Origin of the sequence: Vibrio sp. SCSIO 43086 (assembly GCF_051132235.1) — a bacterium.
Lineage (GTDB): Bacteria > Pseudomonadota > Gammaproteobacteria > Enterobacterales > Vibrionaceae > Vibrio > Vibrio diabolicus.
Genome location: NZ_CP072677.1, coordinates 1,178,588 through 1,193,886 on the forward strand (window position 1 = coordinate 1,178,588; position 15,299 = coordinate 1,193,886).

At 45.6% G+C, this 15,299-nt stretch carries 13 protein-coding genes; 11 read left to right on the top strand and 2 right to left on the bottom strand.

Translation table 11 applies throughout. The features are described 5' to 3' along the window. Positions 1–78: 78 nt before the first annotated feature. Positions 79–1,203, bottom strand: coding sequence for an alanine dehydrogenase (ald, locus tag J8Z23_RS05470; RefSeq protein WP_005378241.1), 1,125 nt, complete (start codon positions 1,201–1,203; stop codon positions 79–81). Positions 1,204–1,359: 156 nt separating this feature from the next. Here ald and lrp point away from each other — a divergent pair, with 156 nt between their 5' ends. From lrp to J8Z23_RS05505, 7 genes are all read left to right on the top strand, one after another. Beyond that, on the top strand, positions 1,360–1,854 hold the full coding sequence (gene lrp / locus J8Z23_RS05475; protein WP_005378234.1) for a leucine-responsive transcriptional regulator Lrp: 495 nt from the start codon (positions 1,360–1,362) through the stop codon (positions 1,852–1,854). Between the two features lie 152 nt (positions 1,855–2,006). Further along, a complete protein-coding gene (locus J8Z23_RS05480; RefSeq protein WP_434635204.1) occupies positions 2,007–5,060 on the top strand; it encodes a DNA translocase FtsK 4TM domain-containing protein in 3,054 nt (1,017 codons plus the stop codon). 74 nt (positions 5,061–5,134) lie between these two features. Beyond that, complete coding sequence (gene lolA / locus J8Z23_RS05485; RefSeq protein WP_005390816.1) at positions 5,135–5,761, top strand: outer membrane lipoprotein chaperone LolA; 627 nt, start codon at positions 5,135–5,137, stop codon at positions 5,759–5,761. Further along, positions 5,762–7,117 carry a replication-associated recombination protein A gene (locus tag J8Z23_RS05490; RefSeq protein WP_202600664.1) on the top strand — a complete coding sequence of 452 codons (1,356 nt, stop codon included), beginning with the start codon at positions 5,762–5,764 and terminating at the stop codon, positions 7,115–7,117. It begins immediately after the preceding gene. A gap of 91 nt (positions 7,118–7,208) precedes the next feature. After that, positions 7,209–8,516: a serine--tRNA ligase gene (gene serS, locus J8Z23_RS05495; RefSeq protein ID WP_301657928.1), complete on the top strand. Its 1,308-nt coding sequence runs from the start codon at positions 7,209–7,211 to the stop codon at positions 8,514–8,516. Between the two features lie 365 nt (positions 8,517–8,881). After that, on the top strand, positions 8,882–9,454 hold the full coding sequence (locus J8Z23_RS05500; protein WP_434635205.1) for an ATPase: 573 nt from the start codon (positions 8,882–8,884) through the stop codon (positions 9,452–9,454). Next, positions 9,448–9,888, top strand: a complete 441-nt coding sequence (locus tag J8Z23_RS05505; protein ID WP_256955038.1) for a hypothetical protein — start codon at positions 9,448–9,450, stop codon at positions 9,886–9,888. The genes J8Z23_RS05500 and J8Z23_RS05505 overlap by 7 nt, the downstream gene beginning before the upstream one ends. 296 nt (positions 9,889–10,184) lie before the next feature. Here the strand turns inward: J8Z23_RS05505 and bioA are convergent, their stop codons facing one another. Continuing rightward, complete coding sequence (bioA, locus tag J8Z23_RS05510) at positions 10,185–11,465, bottom strand: adenosylmethionine--8-amino-7-oxononanoate transaminase (protein ID WP_243327147.1); 1,281 nt, start codon at positions 11,463–11,465, stop codon at positions 10,185–10,187. A 130-nt stretch (positions 11,466–11,595) separates the two neighbouring features. On the opposite strand from bioA, the gene bioB reads away from it, so the two are divergent. From bioB to bioD, 4 genes are read left to right on the top strand one after another with little or no spacing between them, the layout of a single operon-like run. Then, positions 11,596–12,648: a biotin synthase BioB gene (gene bioB, locus J8Z23_RS05515; RefSeq protein WP_005378222.1), complete on the top strand. Its 1,053-nt coding sequence runs from the start codon at positions 11,596–11,598 to the stop codon at positions 12,646–12,648. Next, complete coding sequence (gene bioF / locus J8Z23_RS05520; protein WP_375222976.1) at positions 12,635–13,786, top strand: 8-amino-7-oxononanoate synthase; 1,152 nt, start codon at positions 12,635–12,637, stop codon at positions 13,784–13,786. The genes bioB and bioF overlap by 14 nt, the downstream gene beginning before the upstream one ends. Then, positions 13,786–14,592, top strand: coding sequence for a malonyl-ACP O-methyltransferase BioC (gene bioC / locus J8Z23_RS05525; protein WP_046874764.1), 807 nt, complete (start codon positions 13,786–13,788; stop codon positions 14,590–14,592). The genes bioF and bioC overlap by 1 nt, the downstream gene beginning before the upstream one ends. Next, entirely contained in the window at positions 14,589–15,275 is a 687-nt protein-coding gene (bioD, locus tag J8Z23_RS05530) for a dethiobiotin synthase (protein WP_434635206.1), read from the top strand. The genes bioC and bioD overlap by 4 nt, the downstream gene beginning before the upstream one ends. Positions 15,276–15,299 lie beyond the last annotated feature (24 nt).

Genomic DNA, 15,299 nt, shown 5'->3' on the forward strand with positions numbered 1-15,299 from the left:
AAACGCTCTATATGAAAAAGCCCACTTATGTGTGGGCTTTTGTAAACAAAACGTGACAAATTGTGTTTTATTTTGTCATTAATTGAACATAGCGATAGCTTGAGTTGGTTCAACGTATTCCAAGTCAAAGCTTTCTGCTACTTCTTTACATGTTACTTTTCCGTGAATAACGTTTAGACCTTCAAGGAAGCCTTTGTCTTCTAGAAGTGCCTCACGGTAGCCTTTGTTTGCGAGTTTCACAATGTAAGGGAGTGTTGCATTGTTCAATGCGAAAGTTGAAGTACGTGCAACCGCACCAGGCATATTTGCTACGCAGTAGTGAACCACTTCATCAACGATGTAAGTTGGATCTGCGTGGGTTGTTGCGTGAGATGTCTCGAAACAGCCACCTTGGTCAATAGCCACGTCAACCACTGCCGCACCAGGTTTCATCTTAGCAATGTGCTCTTTTGTTACCAGCTTAGGCGCTGCTGCTCCAGGAATTAGAACTGCACCGATAACAAGGTCAGCTTCTAGAACATGCTTCTCGATAGCGTCTTCAGTAGAATAAACCACTTTAGCGCGACCTTGGAATTCTTCGTCAAGCTTACGAAGTGTATCTACGTTACGGTCTAGAATGGTTACGTCAGCGCGGAGACCAACAGCCATACGAGCTGCGTTTGCACCAACAACACCACCACCAACGATGACGACTTTCGCTGGCTCAACACCAGGTACGCCACCTAGTAGCAGACCACGACCGCCGTGTGATTTTTCCAATGTTTGCGCACCAGCTTGGATAGACATCCGACCTGCCACTTCTGACATTGGTGCTAACAGTGGCAAACGACCCATATTATCTGTTACAGTCTCATAGGCTATACAGACAGCTTTGCTCTTGATTAGCTCATCAGTTTGTGGAAAATCTGGTGCTAGGTGTAAATAAGTAAATAAAATTTGCCCTTCGCGGAGCATTGCTCTCTCTACTGCTTGGGGTTCTTTTACTTTTACAATCATGTCTGCTTGCGCGAATACGTCTGCAGCATGAGGGAGAATGGATGCGCCGACAGCGATGTAATCATCGTCTGAAAAACCAATGCCGGCACCTGCATTGGTCTCAACTAAAACTTGGTGACCATGTGAGATGAGTTCTCTCACGCTTGCTGGGATCATACCAACACGATATTCGTGGTTCTTGATTTCCTTAGGTACGCCAATGATCATCCTGTATCCTCTTTCTATAATGGTTGTATTAACTGTTTGTAGGGTGTTATTGTCGAATTAATAACTAGTATAGTTATAGATTTGTAAAATTTGGCACCAAATATTAAAAAGTTGTAGTATATTTTTTTGCAAGGAAGTAATAAGGTGGAATAAAAAATGGCAGACAACTATAAAAAGCCGTCCAAGGAACTAGACCGTATCGACCGCAACATTCTTAATGAACTGCAGAAAGACGGTCGTATTTCAAACGTTGAGCTTTCAAAACGTGTGGGACTTTCTCCAACGCCATGTTTGGAGCGTGTACGTCGCTTAGAGCGTCAGGGTTACATCACAGGATACACTGCATTATTGAATCCGCAGTTCCTGGATGCGTCACTATTAGTATTCGTTGAGATTACACTAAACCGTGGTGCGCCGGATGTATTTGAGCAGTTTAACTCAGCTGTTCAAAAGCTAGACGACATACAAGAGTGTCATCTTGTATCAGGTGACTTTGACTATCTTCTTAAAACCCGTGTATCAGATATGGGTGCTTACCGCCGACTATTGGGCGATACGTTACTACGCCTACCTGGCGTAAATGACACTCGCACATACGTTGTAATGGAAGAAGTGAAACAATCTAACCAGCTTGTGATCAAAACTCGTTAATTTCTTGCAAAGAAAGCGGTATATGCTTCCGCTTTCGCCAGAGAGTAATTGGGTTTTTCTCTTTGATATGGTTAAATCAATTTACCGAGCGGCTTGATGCCGCTCGGAATGTTTTGCAATTTCCTATTTCATTTCCATATTCAAGTTGATTTATGTTCAAAGAGAACGCAAAGAAAGTCGAAACCATTATCAAAACCAGTGAAGAGCCCCAGTCTTCACGCTTAAATGGCTTCCAACGCTTAAAAGAGTGCTGCTTTATCGTTGGCGTTCTTAGCTCGGTATTGCTTGCGGTTGCACTATTTACCTTCAGTCCGGCCGATCCTTCCTGGTCCCAAACCGCATGGGGAGGGGAGATCGACAATGCTGGTGGCCTTTTCGGCGCTTGGCTTGCGGACACACTATTCTTCACATTTGGCTCTCTCGCTTATCCCATCCCTTTCTTGCTAGCGGCGGCTGCATGGGTGATTTGCCGTAAACGAGGAGAAGATGAGCCAATTGATTTCATGTTATGGGGTACGAGGTTACTCGGCCTTGTCGTCCTTATAATGACTAGCTGTGGTCTAGCCGATATTAATTTTGATGACATTTGGTATTTCTCGTCCGGTGGTGTCGTCGGGGACGTGTTGTCTAGCCTAGCTTTACCTACATTGAATGTACTTGGTACGACATTGGTACTGCTGTTCTTATGGGGAGCGGGTTTTACTCTCTTTACTGGCATCTCATGGCTTAATATTGTGGAGTGGCTTGGTGATCGTGCATTAGCGCTAATTGCGGCGCTTGCAAATAAGATAAGAGGCTCTGAGCAAGAAGTTTTAGAACCTCAGTTAGATGAGTTCGTGGAAGATAAAGTCTCTACGCCTAGACATAAAGTAGACCATGACATTGATGATGAACCGCTTCCTCATTTAACGGCGTTCGATGTCGATGAGCCGAAAGAATCGGCGCCTGCGCATGAGTATCCTATTTATATGCCGCAAGCTAAACCTGAGAAACCAGCGGAACAAATGATGGTGGAACCGACGCCACCACAACACAAGGCTACGGTTAATGCTGCGCCAGTTTATGATCAACCTGAGCACCAAACGCAACCTGTCCATGCGGTGAATACTGATAACGTTGATCCGCTTCTGGAGCGTACCAAGCAGCTGAATGTCACGATAGAAGAGCTTGAAGCTGCAGCGCAACAAGCAGATGACTGGGGAACTGAAGAACAGGTAGCCCCATCATTTGCAGACACTTACTCTTCCTATGTAGAGCAACATACAGCTACAGAAGAACCGAACAGTGTTGAACCAGATTATGCGGAGTACGAACAATTTGAAGCAGAGAAAGTACAGCAGCCAAGTATTGAGCATCCTGTGCATGAAGAGCCTGTAATTGATTCCGCTGCGCTAGATAGCATCACGGAGCAAACAGAATCGAGTCAACACATTGAACCTACGATCTCTGATTTTGACGTGTTAGACGATGAAGACGAAGTTGAGTCACAGTCTGTACAACAACTACAGCCAGCTCCAGCAACACCTCATCAGCAAGTGGCAACACCTTCAACAACATTTGAACCTGCACTTCAAAAAGCGGAGGTTGAAGAGGTTCAAGACGGCGACGAAGATGTAGCGGCATTCCAAGACATGGTTTCTAGTGCGCAAGCCAAAGTAGCAGCGACACAGAACCCATTTTTGGTACAGAAAGAAGAAAACTTGCCTGTTCCAGAAGAGCCACTTCCAACGCTCGAGTTGCTTTACCATCCAGAAAAACGCGAAAACTTTATCGACCGAGATGCGCTAGAGCAGGTCGCTCGATTGGTTGAGAGCAAGCTAGCGGACTACAAAATCAAAGCCGACGTGGTGGGGATTTATCCTGGTCCAGTGATCACTCGTTTTGAGCTTGATTTGGCGCCGGGGGTAAAAGTAAGCCGTATTTCTGGTCTTTCAACTGACTTAGCTCGTGCATTGTCTGCAATGGCGGTACGTGTTGTAGAAGTAATCCCAGGCAAGCCTTACATCGGTTTGGAACTGCCAAACATGAGTCGTCAGACGGTCTATTTATCTGATGTAATCAGTAGTCCTCAGTTTGAGCAAGCAACGTCACCAACAACGGTTGTGTTAGGTCAAGACATTGCGGGCGAAGCTGTTGTGGCCGATCTCGCGAAGATGCCTCACGTGCTAGTAGCAGGTACAACTGGTTCTGGTAAGTCGGTGGGTGTGAACGTGATGATTTTGAGCATGCTATATAAAGCAGGTCCAGAAGATGTGCGCTTCATCATGATTGACCCGAAAATGCTAGAGCTTTCTATTTACGAAGGTATCCCTCATCTTCTTTCTGAAGTTGTGACTGATATGAAAGACGCATCAAACGCTCTACGTTGGTGTGTGGGTGAGATGGAACGTCGTTATAAATTGATGTCGGCATTGGGCGTTCGTAATGTGAAAGGCTTTAACGAGAAGTTGAAGATGGCGGCAGAAGCGGGTCACCCAATCCATGATCCATTCTGGCAAGAAGGCGACAGTATGGATACGGAACCGCCATTGTTAGAAAAACTGCCTTACATCGTTGTTGTTGTCGATGAATTTGCTGACCTGATGATGGTGGTTGGTAAGAAGGTAGAAGAACTGATTGCACGCTTGGCACAAAAGGCGCGTGCGGCAGGTATTCATTTAATTCTTGCGACTCAGCGTCCATCGGTGGATGTTATCACGGGTCTGATTAAAGCGAATATTCCAACTCGTGTTGCGTTTACGGTATCGACTAAAACAGACTCCCGTACGATTCTAGACCAAGGTGGTGCAGAATCACTGCTTGGTATGGGTGATATGTTGTATCTACCGCCGGGCTCAAGTCATACAACTCGTGTCCACGGTGCATTTGCATCAGATGATGATGTTCATGCTGTTGTAAACAACTGGAAAGCGCGTGGTAAACCGAACTACATTGAAGAGATCGTCAGCGGAGATCAAAGTCCAGAAAGCTTATTGCCAGGTGAGCAAATGGAAGCGGATGAAGATGTAGACCCACTCTTCGATCAAGTCGTTGAGCACGTAGTTCAGTCACGTCGAGGCTCGGTTTCTGGCGTACAGCGTCGATTTAAGATCGGTTACAACCGTGCCGCCCGTATTGTTGAGCAACTCGAAGCGCAAGGTATCGTGAGTGCTCCGGGTCACAACGGTAACCGCGAAGTTTTAGCTCCTGCGCCGCCAAAAGATTAATGAACTTGTTTTACTCACTTCAGTCCAACTGAGGTGAGTAACTTTAGGTCTTTGACCCTCTGATAGGTATCTGAATGAAAAAACGATTTTCAGCGAAACTTTTCTCAGCGCTAGTTTTAAGCGTTTCTTTCTTCTCAGCTGCGAATGCAGCATCTCCAAAAGATGAACTCAATAAACGTCTCGCAATGAACGAAGGTTTCAGTGCCGATTTCTCCCAGCAAGTGATCAGCCCTGAAGGTGAAACGGTAATGGAAGGTGAGGGCACGGTTGAAATCGCTCGTCCAAGCTTGTTCCGTTGGAGTACGACTTTTCCTGATGAAAACCTTTTAGTATCTGATGGCAAGACGTTGTGGTATTACAGCCCATTCATTGAGCAAGTAAGCATTTACTGGCAAGAGCAAGCGACCGAGCAAACACCATTTGTGCTGTTAACTCGCAATAGAGCAAGCGATTGGGATAACTATAAGATTTCTCAGAAAGGTAATGAGTTTACGCTCATTCCAACGGCAATTGACTCTACTCAAGGCCAATTCCAGATTAATATTGATACAAAAGGCGTAGTGAAAGGCTTTAACGTCATTGAGCAAGATGGTCAGAAAGGGCTGTTTACTTTTAGTAATGTTAAGCTTGGTAAACCAAAGGTAGACAGATTTACATTCACAATTCCAGATGGCGTGGAAGTTGATGACCAAAGGAATTAATTGGTAGTGAGTAATTACACGTTAGATTTCTCAGGGGACGAAGATTTTCGTCCCCTTGCTGCTCGTATGAGACCACAAACTATCGAACAGTATATTGGACAGCAGCATATTTTAGGTCCGGGTAAACCCCTACGCCGAGCGCTAGAGGCTGGACACATTCACTCGATGATTTTGTGGGGACCACCAGGCACAGGCAAAACGACATTAGCGGAAGTGGCAGCAAACTATGCCAACGCCGAAGTTGAGCGTGTATCTGCGGTGACGTCTGGCGTTAAAGAGATCCGTGCTGCGATCGACAAAGCGCGTGAGAACAAAATGGCAGGTCGCCGCACTATCTTATTCGTGGATGAGGTGCATCGCTTTAACAAATCACAACAAGATGCGTTTTTACCGCATATTGAAGACGGTACGGTTACGTTTATCGGTGCGACCACAGAGAACCCTTCGTTTGAGTTAAACAACGCATTACTCTCGCGTGCTCGCGTTTACAAGTTGACTTCTCTTGGCCAGAGCGAAATATCGCTGGCGCTTGATCAAGCGATTAACGACAAAGAGCGTGGCTTGGGGAATATACCAGCACATTTCGCCGATAACGTACTAGATCGTCTAGCAGAGCTAGTTAACGGTGATGCTCGCATGTCTCTTAACTACCTTGAGCTGCTATACGATATGGCAGAAGACAATGCGCAGGGTGAAAAAGAAATCACGCTTAAGTTGCTTGCGGAAGTGGCGGGAGAAAAGGTCTCTCGCTTCGATAACAAAGGTGATATCTGGTACGACTTAATCTCTGCGGTTCACAAATCCATTCGTGGTTCAAATCCAGACGCCGCTTTATATTGGGCTGCACGTATGATCGCCGCAGGTTGTGATCCGCTCTACATCGCTCGCCGATTACTTGCGATAGCATCGGAAGATGTTGGCAACGCGGACCCTAGAGCCATGCAAGTTGCACTCTCCGCGTGGGACTGTTTTACCCGTGTTGGTCCGGCAGAAGGTGAACGTGCGATTGCACAGGCGATCGTTTACTTAGCGTGTGCGCCAAAAAGTAATGCGGTGTACGTGGCATGGAAACAAGCGCTCACAGATGCTCATAACTTACCTGAATATGAAGTGCCTCATCACCTTCGAAATGCACCTACCAGTTTGATGAAAGACATGGGTTATGGAGCAGAGTATCGTTATGCTCACGATGAGCCGGGTGCCTATGCAGCCGGTGAGCAATATTTGCCACCAGAAATGGCGGATCGTAAGTATTATCAGCCAACAAATCGCGGTCTAGAAACCAAAATCGGCGAAAAGTTAGATTACTTGGCTAAATTAGACGCAAATAGCCAACAAAAGCGCTATGAAAAGTAGGCGTTTTTGGATACATTTGTTCAGTAAATTTTTTTAACGCGTACGCTTGGAAAGTGCGCGTGATTTCACAACAAAAAGCATAGGATTAACAATGCTGGATTCTAAATTACTTCGTACAGAGCTGGATGAAACAGCTGCTAAACTGGCGCGTCGTGGCTTTAAGCTAGACGTAGAGACTATTCGTAAACTTGAAGAACAACGTAAGTCCATTCAAGTAGAAGTAGAAAATTTACAATCCACGCGTAACTCCATCTCCAAACAAATCGGCCAAAAAATGGCGGCTGGCGACAAAGAAGGCGCAGAAGATATCAAGAAACAAATCGGTACTCTAGGTAGCGATCTTGACGCGAAGAAAGTTGAACTTGAGCAAGTAATGGCTCAACTAGACGAATTCACGCTTTCTGTACCAAATATCCCAGCAGATGAAGTGCCAGATGGCAAAGACGAAAACGACAACGTTGAAATCTCTCGTTGGGGTGAGCCTAAGACTTACGACTTCGATTTGAAAGACCACGTTGACCTAGGCGAAATGGGTGGCGGTCTAGACTTCGCAAGTGCAGTTAAGATCACTGGCGCACGTTTCATCGTGATGAAAGGCCAATTTGCTCGTCTACACCGTGCAATTGCTCAGTTCATGCTAGATCTTCACACAGAAGAACACGGCTACACTGAAATGTACGTACCTTACCTAGTGAACTCTGATAGCCTATTCGGTACTGGTCAGCTTCCTAAGTTCGGTAAAGACCTTTTCCACACAGAGCCTCTAGCGGAAAAAGTAAACGACGAAGAACCACGTAAACTGTCGCTAATTCCTACGGCAGAAGTACCAGTAACGAACCTAGTTCGTGACACGATTTCTGACGAAGCGGATCTACCAATTAAGATGACAGCTCACACGCCGTGTTTCCGTTCAGAAGCGGGTTCATACGGTCGTGATACTCGTGGTCTGATTCGTATGCACCAGTTCGACAAAGTTGAGCTAGTACAAATCACTAAGCCAGAAGATTCAATGAATGCGCTAGAAGAGCTAACAGGTCACGCTGAGAAAGTTCTACAACTTCTTGAACTTCCTTACCGTAAAGTCGTTCTATGTACTGGCGACATGGGCTTCGGCGCTCGTAAAACTTACGACCTAGAAGTTTGGGTTCCTGCTCAAGAAACTTACCGTGAAATCTCTTCATGTTCTAACATGTGGGACTTCCAAGCTCGTCGTATGCAAGCGCGTTTCCGTCGTAAAGGCGAGAAGAAACCTGAGCTTGTACACACGCTAAACGGTTCTGGTCTAGCTGTAGGTCGTACCATGGTCGCTATCCTAGAAAACAACCAAGAAGCAGACGGTCGCATTGCAATCCCTACAGTACTTCAGAAGTACATGGGCGGCGCAACGCACATCGGTTAGTGCATTAGCCACTAGAACACCAAAACCCAGCCATAGTGCTGGGTTTTTTGTTATCTGCGTCGAGTGAAAATACGTTGTTATGTAATTAGCACACGCAATAGTGAAGAGCTCGCCCAGAATCTGGCAGTACGAGACAAATGATATTTTTCTAAACGGTTTTTCACGTGACAAGCTAATGGCATCATTTGCCCTTGTTGTTAAACGTTATGCCAGTAAATCATCTTTCATTTCTCGTAACTTTTTCGTTTACCTTACTCGTTAGTGAGAGTGTTATCGCAAGTAAACTTATCCAGCCTCAATACTTAGATAGTGAGCGAACCAACCGCTTTTTTGCGCGCGAAATAGCGCAACCTTCCAAAGAAAATATGCAACTTCGTAACTCACTCGATTGGGGCTATGAACTTGAATTGAAACGTGCATCTGATGAAGAAAAACTAGTATCTAATTGCCAAGACTTAGCTACGGCAAACTCTACGGGCTTTACTGCGGCAAAAGCCTATGAATACGGCGCGTTTAAAGCATATTTAACTCAGTGCCAAACATGGAGTGAGATGGAAAAGTTAGCTGCCTCTAAGCGTTCATTTATATCAGACTTTAAGTTAGACGATACCTTTCCTAATTTCGCTCCAAGTGCACTTGCTTTTGTTATTTCTGACGAAAGTGCAGAGAAAGCAAAGACACTATCAACGTGGGATGAAGCAGACCATATCCAAAGAACTCAGGTCATCAGTGAAGTCAGAGCAGAGTATTACGATTCGACTGATGGCTTTCAGGTTATTACCGTTACCGCAAAAGGTGATTACAACGCTGACGGCATCGAGGATATCGTCATTGAGAAAGAGAATAGTGTACTCAGTGGCTCGTATTCATCTTCACACGGATATGTATTAACCCGTATGTCTGAACAAGCGCTATTTACAGTGTTGGCTGAATGGTAATGAAACGATTGGCGGTCACTTTGGGTTTAAGTGTTGCGATGATGAGCATGTTTGCTGTTGCTAACACCTCGCCCAGAAAAGTCTTTGAATGCTCAGTGAACCAAACTATGAACTTTAGTATTTTTATAGAGCAAGGCAAAGGTGGGATTATCTTTAATGAGTCCATTGAGAATCAAAGCTCTGTTTTACAGCGGATAAAACCTCAAGATTATCGTGTTGAACATTATCATCGAGCGTTGGTAGATGAGAAGTCTTTGGAATTTAGTATTGGTGAGCGCGTCATATTAGTCAGTGAGTACTTTAGTGAGGAGTTTAATGAGGCAGAGAAGATACTCAGTGTTACTTTGAGAGAGCCTGAGCAAACGCAGTATTTTGAATGTGAGGAAGGGAGTATGAGTAACCTTGCATTGCTTTTCCATGAGAGTGCCGAATAATCGATTACAGAGTGATTATTACCAAATCGTAATAGTGTTTTCGAATTTACCCTAATTATCTTGTTATTTGTAGGCGATATAGTCATCCACCTTAACACGGTAAGTAGATTTTTCTCATTCAAGTAACGAGGAGGGCTTGTGGCCGTAGGGTGGGCAAACGACGATAGCGTCAGCCAACAAATTCAACATATCATCGACGAGCGAGTAAAGACAGTCAACTTCGATAGCTTTGCTTTTCTCGTAAATAAAGAGACGGTTTGAGTCTCATACTCAAACCGTTTTCGTGTTGAGTTGAACTATGAAGCGAAGCAGTCGTTACGTTGCAAAGCAGCATCAATCGCATTCACTAGCTTCTCAATTTCGTCTGGTTTGCTGATAAACGGTGGCATCATATAAATCAGCTTGCCAAATGGGCGAATCCAAACTCCGTGTTCAACAAACAAGGCTTGGATGGTTTCCATATTCACTGGACGATGCGTTTCCACAACGCCAATGGCACCTAACCAACGAGTGTTTTTCACCAAGTCGTATTTTTCAAGTTTTGGCAGTAGTTCAGAAAACAGCGTTTCAATTTGCTGGGTTTGCTGCTGCCAGTTGCCTTGTTCTATCAATTCTAAACTTGCGGTGGCAACGGCGCAGGCGAGCGGGTTACCCATAAAGGTTGGACCATGCATGAAACAACCAGCATCACCACCACAAACAGTATCCGCGACGTGTTTGCTCGCTAGGGTCGCAGAGAGCGTCATGTAGCCGCCAGTGAGTGCTTTCCCAACACACAAAATGTCTGGCTGGATATCTGCGTGTTCGCAAGCAAACAGTTTACCGGTACGCCCAAATCCGGTTGCGATTTCATCTGCAATCAATAACAAGCCGTATTTGTCGCAAAGCCTACGCACGCCTTTGAGAAATTCTGGATGATAGATACGCATGCCACCTGCGCCTTGAACGATAGGCTCTAGGATCACCGCAGCGAGTTCTTGATGATGTGTTTCAATCTTGTGCTCAAAGTCAGCAAGATCTTCAGATTTCCACTCATCCCAAAAGCCACAAGTTGGTGACTCCGCAAAGATATGCTCAGGCAAAAAGCCTTTGTAGAGAGAGTGCATTGAGTTATCAGGATCGGTAACCGACATGGCCGCAAAAGTGTCGCCGTGATAACCGTGTCGCAAAGTAAGAAACTTCGGTCGGCGTTCGCCTTTTGCATGCCAATATTGCAGTGCCATTTTTAAGCTGACTTCTACGGAAACGGAGCCTGAATCGGCAAGGAATACATGTTCAAGATTACTTGGTGCTAAGGACAGCAACTTCTTACACAAATTGATTGCTGGCTGATGGGTAATCCCGCCAAACATCACATGAGAGACCTGATCGATTTGCTGGTGAGCCGCTTGATTTAAGTGCGGATGATTATAGCCGTGGATTGTCGACCACCAAGAAGACATGCCATCGACAAGCTCAGTACCGTCTTCCAATTTAATGTGAACACCACTTGCTGATTCTACTGGGTAGCAGGTCAGAGGTGTTAATGTCGAAGTGTAAGGATGCCAGATATGCTGGCGGTCGAAGGCGAGATCCATGTGCGATTCCAATAATAATTAAGATTAAAAAATAAACAGGTGTAAACTTTGTTGCTTTGTGTTGTGTTGACAGTTTATCGAGACTCAGTAGACTGTCAACACAACAACAAAAGTGACTAAAGGAATACACGTGGAAGTTCGTCATAACTGGACGCATGCTGAAGTGCGCGATCTCATGGAAAAACCATTCATGGATCTCCTATTCGAAGCGCAGCTTGTACATCGTCAATATCAACAAACCAACCATGTTCAAGTAAGCACGCTTCTGTCGATTAAGACAGGTGCTTGTCCAGAAGATTGTAAGTACTGTCCTCAGAGTGCTCGTTACACCACAGACATCGAGAAAGAGCGTCTGATGGAAGTAGAACGCGTACTCGATGCTGCGCAAAAAGCCAAAAATGCTGGTTCTACTCGATTCTGTATGGGTGCAGCATGGAAAAACCCGAAAGAGCGTGACATGCCGCATTTGACCGACATGATCAAAGGCGTGAAGGGCATGGGTTTAGAAACGTGTATGACATTGGGCATGTTGACGCCAGATCAAGCAAAGCAATTGGCAACCGCTGGTCTGGATTACTACAACCATAACCTAGATACCTCACCTGAGTTTTACGGCAATATCATTACCACACGGACTTACCAAGACCGTTTAGACACTTTGTCTCACGTTCGTGATGCTGGCATGAAGATTTGTTCCGGTGGCATAATCGGCATGGGTGAGAGTGCCAATGACCGAGCTGGTTTGTTGGTTGAACTGGCTAACTTGCCGGTACACCCTGAAAGCGTGCCAATCAACATGCTGGTTAAGGTGAAGGGTACACCATTAGAAGAAGTGGACGACGTTGAGCCGTTCGACTTTATTCGTCTGATTGCAATAGCACGAATCATGATGCCTCAATCAGCCGTTCGTTTGTCCGCTGGCCGTGAAAACATGAACGAACAAATGCAAGCGCTGTGTTTTATGGCGGGTGCAAACTCCGTCTTCTATGGTTGCAAGCTTCTGACCACGCCAAACCCTTCAGAAGACAAAGACATGATGCTGTTCAACAAGCTCGGTATTAACAGCCAAGAGGTGTCTCAAAAACCTGATGAAATCGAAGAAAACGAGTTACTCGATCGCGTCGTAGAGCGCGTTGCTGCTCGTCCGACAAAAGACGACCTTTTCTACGATGCCAGCGTTTAAATCTCGTATCGAGTCCGCCCTTGCTGAGCGTAAGACGCAAGGGTTGAATCGTTCTATGAATGTGGTGTTTGCCGGTAACCAGTCCGTTTTGGAACACGAAGGCAGACGCTACATCAACTTCTCAAGTAATGATTATTTAGGCTTGGCTAATGACCAAGCGCTTGTTCGTGCTTGGCAGCAAGGTTTAAGCGTATATGGTAGTGGCAGTGGAGCATCACCGATGGTGACTGGTTTTAGTGCCGCGCACAGCAATTTAGAAGCCGCACTGACCGAATGGCTGGGCTACGACAGAGCAATTCTGTTTGGCTCTGGATTCAGTGCTAATCAAGCCTTGTTGTTCACCTTGTTAGAAAAATCAGACGTATTGATCCAAGACCGTTTGAACCATGCCTCACTAATGGAAGCGGGGATGTTGTCACCAGCTAAGATGAAGCGTTTCAAGCACAATGACATCGAACACCTGAAGTCGCTGATTAATAGCGAAGACAACCATCTAGTTGTGACTGAAGGGGTATTCAGCATGGACGGTGATTGTGCCCCACTTGCTGATATAGCTGAAGTAGTTCGCAGTCATGATGCTTGGTTCGCCGTCGATGATGCACACGGTATCGGCGTTCTTGGCCAATCTGGTGGTGGTTCTTGCGAGTTGGCAGCGGTTAAACCCGAGATACTGATCGTTACTTTCGGCAAAGCGTTTGGTATGTCTGGCGCGGCTATTTTATGTGACCACGCAACGGGGGACTTTTTAACTCAGTTTGCTCGTCACCATGTGTATTCCACGGCGATGCCTCCGGCACAAGCCTACGCGCTAACGCACGCAGTTTCTATGGTTCAAGAGCAGTCTTGGCGACGTGAAAAGCTCACAGAGTTAAGTGAAGTGTATCGAGATAGCCTCAGCGACGTTGAGGGCTTTGTTGAGACTCAAACTTCGATTAAGCCGTTTGTGATTGGTGAATCTGATTTGGCTTTGCGAGTAGCAGGTGCTTGTCGCCAAAACGGTATTTGGGTTACTGCTATTCGTCCTCCAACAGTTCCGAAAGGGACGTCTCGTCTGCGAATCACACTCACTGCTAATCACACTAACGAACAAGTTAAAACGCTTTCAATGGCATTGAAGCAAGCATTAGGAACGCAGTAATGGATAATGCAGAGCAGATGAAGTTGGATTGCTTACTGCCTAATAAACAAGCGATCGCCGCTTCCTTTAGTAAAGCAGCTAACACGTACGACAAACATGCCGCTTTCCAGCGTGATGTCGGCCATCGCTTACTAGACAAACTTCCGAATGACTTAACTCATAAACGTGTTTTGGATTTAGGATGTGGTACGGGCTATTTTTCTCAACTTCTTCAAGAGCGTGGCGCTGAAGTGTTTTGTGTGGACATCTCTCAAGAGATGTTAAGCAAAGCTATGGTGCGCTGTGGCCATGAACGAATGAATTATGTGCTAGCCGATGCAGAAAACTTGCCTTTCGACGATACAAGCTTCGACTATGTATTCTCTAGCTTGGCTTTGCAATGGTGTGCCGATTTAAGTTATCCCCTGAGAGAAGTTCGTCGTGTACTAAAAGCTAATGGGAAGGCGGCTTTTTCTACACTAGCTGAAGGGTCACTGTGCGAGTTGCGAGCATCATGGAAAAAAATTGATGCATATCAACACGTCAATAACTTTCTATCGCTCAATCAGGTAAAAATTGCGTTAGCGCAATCTCGATGTGACAACCATCAACTAGACTTGACCACCATCACAGTTTGGTACGACTCAGCATTTTCAGTTATGCGTGACCTCAAAGGTATAGGTGCAAATCACGTAAGCGGGCGCTCACATGGTTTAACCAGTCGAGAGACTTTGTTGCAAGTTGAGCATGAGTACCAAGCGTTTAAAAATGATCAAGGTCTTCTACCTGCAAGTTATCAGGTTTGTTTTGGAGTAATACATCTATGATTGATGCTTTTTTTATTGCTGGTACGGATACTGATGTAGGAAAAACGGTAGCGTCTAAAGCCATTTTGCAAGCGTTGGCAGCAAAAGGACTAAACACTATTGGTTATAAACCAGTGGCAGCAGGGAGTGATAAGACTGAAGCTGGATGGCGTAACTCTGACGCCTTACATTTACAAGCGGCCGCGACACTCGATGTTGGTTATGATGATGTGAATCCATACGCTTTAGAATTGCCTGCTTCACCTCACATCGCGGCAAAACATGAACATGTCGAAATAAAATACGAACTCCTCAGTGAAAAGCTGGCTCAACACAAGCAGCAAGCTGATGTCGTTCTCGTTGAGGGCGCTGGTGGTTGGCGTGTGCCTGTGTCAGATACCGACTGTTTATCTACTTGGGTACAAGCAGAGCAGTTACCCGTGGTCTTGGTGGTTGGTATTAAATTAGGTTGTTTGAGCCATGCTTTACTCACGGCAGAGAGTATTAAAGCGGATGGCTTGAATCTTGTTGGTTGGGTGGCAAACCGAGTGAACCCTGGCACCGAGCACTATGCTGATATTATCGAGATGCTTGAAGCGCGTATTGGTGCGCCTAAGCTTGGCGAAATCCCATACATTCCAAGTGCTAAGCGCAAAGAGCTAGGCAAGTACATTAATGTCGAGCCTTTGCTAAATACTGACTGATTGTGTTTAAAATACTAAAAACCA

What these genes read in the sequence shown, in the direction of transcription:
- serS (WP_301657928.1), top strand. Translation starts at nt 7,209, where the DNA reads ATGCTGGATTCTAAATTACTTCGTACAGAGCTGGATGAAACAGCTGCT.
- bioA (WP_243327147.1), bottom strand. Translation starts at nt 11,465, where the DNA reads ATGGATCTCGCCTTCGACCGCCAGCATATCTGGCATCCTTACACTTCG.
- bioD (WP_434635206.1), top strand. Translation starts at nt 14,589, where the DNA reads ATGATTGATGCTTTTTTTATTGCTGGTACGGATACTGATGTAGGAAAA.
- bioC (WP_046874764.1), top strand. Translation starts at nt 13,786, where the DNA reads ATGGATAATGCAGAGCAGATGAAGTTGGATTGCTTACTGCCTAATAAA.
- bioF (WP_375222976.1), top strand. Translation starts at nt 12,635, where the DNA reads ATGCCAGCGTTTAAATCTCGTATCGAGTCCGCCCTTGCTGAGCGTAAG.
- ald (WP_005378241.1), bottom strand. Translation starts at nt 1,203, where the DNA reads ATGATCATTGGCGTACCTAAGGAAATCAAGAACCACGAATATCGTGTT.
- J8Z23_RS05480 (WP_434635204.1), top strand. Translation starts at nt 2,007, where the DNA reads ATGTTCAAAGAGAACGCAAAGAAAGTCGAAACCATTATCAAAACCAGT.
- lolA (WP_005390816.1), top strand. Translation starts at nt 5,135, where the DNA reads ATGAAAAAACGATTTTCAGCGAAACTTTTCTCAGCGCTAGTTTTAAGC.
- J8Z23_RS05505 (WP_256955038.1), top strand. Translation starts at nt 9,448, where the DNA reads ATGGTAATGAAACGATTGGCGGTCACTTTGGGTTTAAGTGTTGCGATG.
- lrp (WP_005378234.1), top strand. Translation starts at nt 1,360, where the DNA reads ATGGCAGACAACTATAAAAAGCCGTCCAAGGAACTAGACCGTATCGAC.
- J8Z23_RS05500 (WP_434635205.1), top strand. Translation starts at nt 8,882, where the DNA reads ATGCAACTTCGTAACTCACTCGATTGGGGCTATGAACTTGAATTGAAA.